The sequence below is a fragment of the Cryobacterium sp. TMN-39-2 genome (assembly GCF_004402745.1).
In the GTDB taxonomy this organism is placed as follows: Bacteria; Actinomycetota; Actinomycetes; order Actinomycetales; family Microbacteriaceae; genus Cryobacterium; species Cryobacterium zongtaii.
The window spans coordinates 1-5,314 of the sequence record NZ_SOFX01000010.1 but is presented as its reverse complement, the minus strand read 5'-3'; the positions used below and the strand labels follow the sequence as shown (position 1 = coordinate 5,314).

At 66.7% G+C, this 5,314-nt stretch carries 2 protein-coding genes; both read right to left on the bottom strand.

The window, feature by feature from the left end; genetic code table 11:
- Nucleotides 1-1,422 (bottom strand): Ig-like domain-containing protein (locus tag E3O57_RS02105; protein WP_166804756.1); only part of this gene is annotated, 1,422 nt, incomplete at its 3' end.
- Between the two features lie 153 nt (nt 1,423-1,575).
- A partial coding sequence (locus E3O57_RS02100; protein ID WP_134456561.1) for an Ig-like domain-containing protein occupies nt 1,576-5,314 on the bottom strand: 3,739 nt, incomplete at its 5' end.

The window sequence follows — 5,314 nt, the reverse complement described above, 5'->3', positions numbered from 1 at the left end:
ATCGGCCACCGTGTACCGGAACGACACCGTTCCGGCCGCATCCTCGGCGGGAGTGAACTGCACGGCCCGGCCACCGTCGATGTAATCCAGGCTGCCCTGGGCCTGGGAGAAGCCGCTCAGATTCGACACCGTGAGCACGTCACCGTCGGGGTCGGTGTCGTTCTCCAGCACCGGCAACACCGTCGTCTTGCCCGGCCGCACCCCGTACGCGTCGTCGCGCGCCAGCGGCGCCCGGTTCACATTCGTGCGCTCGGCCAGGGTGTCTTCGAAGGACTGTTGGGCGGCTTTTTCGGTGCCGTCCTCGGCGTCGGACTCCTCGGGCGGGGTGACCTCTTCCCAGTTCTCGACCAGGCGCATGTTCGAATCCACCAGCCACACGTTGCCGTTGGACAGGTTGTTCAACGCGATCACATCACGGTTGACCCTGAATTCAAGCACCGACCCCTGGGTGGGCTGCTCGATGGTCTCCCGCAACACCTCGGAACCCTCACAGTCGGCGAGGTAACGCTGCGCACCCGCCCAGGCCGCGTGCGCGCACCCGTTCAACCAGACCGGTGCCGACACCGATTTCGGATCGGTCACGGCGGCATCCAGCTTCGCGTCGACCGTGACGATGTCGCCGCCGTTCAGAGGCACCTTCAGCAGCGCCTTCGTGGTCGCCACGAGTACCACGTCGTTCTCGGCCCCGGTCTGCTGCAGCTTCAGGGCGGTTTTGGGGACCTCAATGCTCTCACCGTCGACAACGAGCCGATGGTTCTCCGTGTCCAGCACAACGGCGGTGTCCCCCACCGCCGCGATCTGGAACTCGCCGAGCTTGGGCAGGTCGGTTTCGGCGGACTCGGGTTCCTCGGCCGTCGGGTCGAAGCTGGTGAGGGTCTTGTCGGTCTTGGAGGCGCCGAAGACCACGCCGCCCGGCGAGACGGCGATGTGGCCGCCCTTGCCCAGTTTCATCACCGGGTCGGTGGCCTTGGGGTCGAAGCTCAGTTCGCCGGCGGCGTTGATCACCCAGACCTCACCGGTGGACTGGTTCATCACCGCGATGGAGTCGCCGCCGTAGGCGATCTCAGACCCCTGGGCCACGTCGACGCGTTCGCCGAGGGTGGTGAAGGCCGGGTCGATGCGTTCGATGGTGCCCGCGCTGCCGTCGATCAGGAAGACGTCTTCGCCGTCCTGCACGACGTCAAAGGTGCTCGATGAAGCGTTGACCGAGGCGTTCAGCTCTTCGATCTGCCGGTTCAACCGGCCGGCCAGCAGCTCTTTGCCGTTGGTGACCCAGACATCGCGGGCGGAGAGGTCGACATCCGTCACCGGGAAACCCTCGTGCAGCACCGCGAACGACAGGGGCACGCCCGCCAGCACCGACAGGGCCACCACGGATGCCGATACCCTTCGGCCGCGCAACCACGAACTGAGGGTCCCCACCCGATTTCCCCCAAATGTGATGTTGATGCGTGTACGTGAAAAAGTATGGCCTATCGCGCCGTGACCTTTGGCACTGTCCCCTGACCGGCTCTTACGCTAACACGCGAACGGGGGCCACCCGGATGGGCAGGGGTACCCGTTCGTGCGTGTTCATCAGCAATTCGGAATGATCGTGCCGTTGGTGTCCGAGATCCGGATGAACCAGCCGTCGTAGCTGCGGTCTTCGATCTGGAAGTAGTACCAGTTCTTGCCGTTGCGCACGGACAGGCAGATCGCATCGATCACGGTTCCGGGCTGCAGGTAGCCGCGGGCGTTCATGGTACAGCCCGAGTTGCCGTTGGTGACGGGCTTGTCGTAGGTGGAGTCCGGTTCCGGGCAGGCCTGCTGGGTCACCGAGAAGCCGTAATGGGTCGGTGCCCAGGCCGGCGGAGGCGGTGGTGGTGTCGTGGGTGTCGCGGCGTTCGACGTGGTCCAGTCGCCGCAACCGCGCGGGTTGCAGGCCTGCACGCGGTACTGGTACTGCGTGTTCGCGGTTCCGGTGGCGGAGGCGGTCGTGGCGCCACTGGTCGAGCCGTTGGCGGCGCCGCCGGTGACCCACTCGTATTTGTAGCCGCTGACCCCGCGCCCACCGGTACTGCCCGGTGCGGCCCAGCTGAGCCCGAGCGCACCGTTGCCGGTGGCCGACGCCGTGAGATTGGCGCTGGCGGGAGCACCGGGCACTCCGTAGGGGGTGACCGTGTTGCTGGATGCCGAGGCGTTCGAGGTGCCCTTGGCGTTCTGGGCCGTCACCTGGAACGCGTAGCTCTGTCCGTTGGTGAGTCCGGTGATGTCGTAGGTGCCGGCGCTGGTCACATTCCTGGAGCCGCCGGTCCAGCTGATGGTGTAGCCCGTGATCGGAGAATTGTTAGAGGAGGGCGCCGCGAAGCTGATGGTGGCTGCGGCATTGCCCTCGGCTGCTGTGGGCGCGTTGGGGGCATCGGGACGGTCCCGGATGACCAGGGTGATGCGTCCCTGGGTGGCTCTGGCCTGGTCCTTGGTCGCGTCGAGGATGCGGTACACGGCGGTGAGGGTGCCGGTGGCACCGGGTCCTGTCGTGATGGTCACCCCGCTCGCGGTGTAAGAGACCGACGCTTTACCTCCGCTGACGTCCTGTTCGATCGTCGCGGACACCACGGTGAGTGGTTTGCCGTCCTGCGCGAAAGGGTTGTAGTCGTTGTCGAGCACGGGAACCTGCACGACCGAACTCGGTGTCGTTTCGATGCCGGCGCCGTTGGGTCCGGCGTCGTCCACGGCCTGCGGCACGGCCCGGGTTGAGGAGACGACAGTGACATCCACCGAGCCGGGGATGGTGAACTCTCGGTAGGTGACGCTGAAGGTGAGGCGCACCCTGGTGCCGGGTTGGGTGCCGAGTGGGGAGGAGACCGTGAGGTTGGCCCCCGAGATGGCGGCGGCGACATCCGCTGTGGCGCCGGCCAGGGCGCCGTAGCTGAGGTTTTCGATGATGGCCGGGTTCGGATGCCCGCTGGATGAACGCAGGTTCACCACGGTTGCGGACTCGCCCGCCTCGAGGGTGACCTTGGGCGGGGTGAAGGTGGGGGCGACGTCTTCGAAGTCGGGGTCGCCGACGGTGATCGGGATGGTGAGGGTCGCCTGGTTGCCCGCGGGGTCGTCGGCGCCGGTGCCGTCGGTGACCACGAAGGTCACCGACGCCGGGCCGCGGTAGTCTCTGGCGGCCACAAAGCTCAACGAGGAGCCGCCGGCCACCTTTGAACCGTCACTGTTGGTCGCGGTGGCGCTGAGCAGCAGCGCGGGGCGGCCGGAGGGCACCTCGACGATGTCGCCGATGGTCCAGGACTTGGACCCGTTCATCTTGACGACCTGCGGGCCGATGTCTTTCAGGAACGGCGGCGGGAACTGCTCTTCTTCTGGTGTGGGCTCGGTGGACGGCTGATTCACCGGATCCACGGGTTTGGGCTGCGGTGGCACGATGATGAATGCCGTGGCGCTGAGCTGATCGAGCTCGTTCGTGAGCCTGTACGCGATCGCCTGCCGGTCGGTGGACGGTTCGACCCGAACCGTGCCGTCGGCCTGTAGCGCGCCGTTGCCGGCGTTCGGGCCCTCGAGGGTGATCACCAGGTCCTCGATCAGACCGCTCGGGTTCTCCGCGCCGTCGAGTACCGGGACGTCGATCGGCGTGCCGGCCAGGACCTGGTCGGGCTCGACGAAGTGGTCGATCGCGACCGGGTACTGCGCCTTCGCGTCCTCGGTCACCTTCACCTGCACAAACGCCGTATCGGCACCGCCGTGCCCGTTGGTGATCTCGTACCGCAGCGTATAGGTGCCTTCCTCGGCGGGTGCCTCCACGATCACCCGGCTGCCGTCGACCGTGGCCGTGATGCCGGGGTCCACCTCGGGCAGCTTCTTCGACAGGGTCAGCTTGTACCCGTTGGGATCGGAGTCGTTCAAGACGACGGGGATCGATCCATTGCGGCCGGGCTTGATCTCGATGGCGTCATCAACCGCGTTCGGGGGCAGCATTGCCACCGGGCGCGGGATCACGCCGATCCGCACCGTGCCCTCGGCCGTCGCACCGACGGTATCCGCGACCTGATAGGTGAACGAGTCAGTGCCGGCAGTGCCGGGGTAGGCCTCGTAGATGAAGAAATCGCTGCCCTGGTCCACGATGCGGCCCAGGGTGGGAGCAGAGGTGACGGCGGTGAGGTACACCGAATCGCCGTCGGGGTCGATGCCGTCCAACGGAACCTGCACCTTGATCGTCGACTCCGCAAACGTGCGCATCGTCAACGGCAGCGGCGTGGGCGCCTGATTGTCCGCCACGTTCACGGCGATCACGGTGAACCGCACGATGGCTGTCGCGGTCTCCTGGAAGGCATCCGAGATCGTATACGCGATGCTGTAGGCGCCGGGTTCGGTGGGCGCCTGGTAGCGCACCTGATTGCCCGTGACGAAGGCCAGCCCGCCGGCGTCGGCGGTGTCGGCCAGGTCGGGGGCGACCGTCATGGTGGCGGAGTCGGGGTGGTAGTCGTTGTCGAGCACCGCAACGGAGACGATGTCGCCGGCGCGCACGCTCACCGAGTCGTCCACCGCGACGGGAGGCTGATGCTTGATCAGCGGCGGCACCGGCACAACGGTGACTCCGGCGGTTGACGTGCCCTCGCCGTCGCTGATCGTGTAGGTGAACTGCACCTGCTGCGTGAGGGCCGCGGATGCGGTGACCCGCAACACCGTGTTGGTGAGGATCTCGACCGTGACGAGGTCATCGGTGCTGCTCAGGTCCACGGACTGCACCGCGAGCACCCGGCCGCTGGGCGAGACGTCGTTGTCCAGCACCGGGATCGTGACGGGTTCGGCCGCGCGGAGGTAGGCGGTGTCCTTGACGGCGATCGGAGGCAGGATCTCCGCGGGGTTCTCAATCACGTCAACGCGGATCAGGCCGACGCTCGACGTGGCGCCGGCGCCGAGGCTGTAGGTGAAGACGTAGCTGCCGGCTTTGCCCGACGATACGGCGATGGTGCCACGTTCCAGGTTCGGCACGGCGGTGAGGTCGTTGGGCACCTCGTTGACCCCGATCAACGCCAATGGGGCTCCCGACGGAGTCACATCGTTCTTGAGCGGCTCAATCAGTGCCGTCTCCCCCACGAACACCGTGCTGAAGTCCGGTGTCCCGACCGGGTTCAGCGTGCCCGCCGCCTTCACGTCCACGGTCAGCACGCCGGTGGCGGTGAGCAAGCCGTCGGAGATGACGAACTGCACCTCCTTGACTCCCAATTCCGCGGTCTTGGATTCGAAGGTGACAAAACCCTCGGGGCCGAACCGCACACCGTCACCGGTGGTCGGCGAGGCGGAGACCAGGTAGATGTCGTCGCCGTCG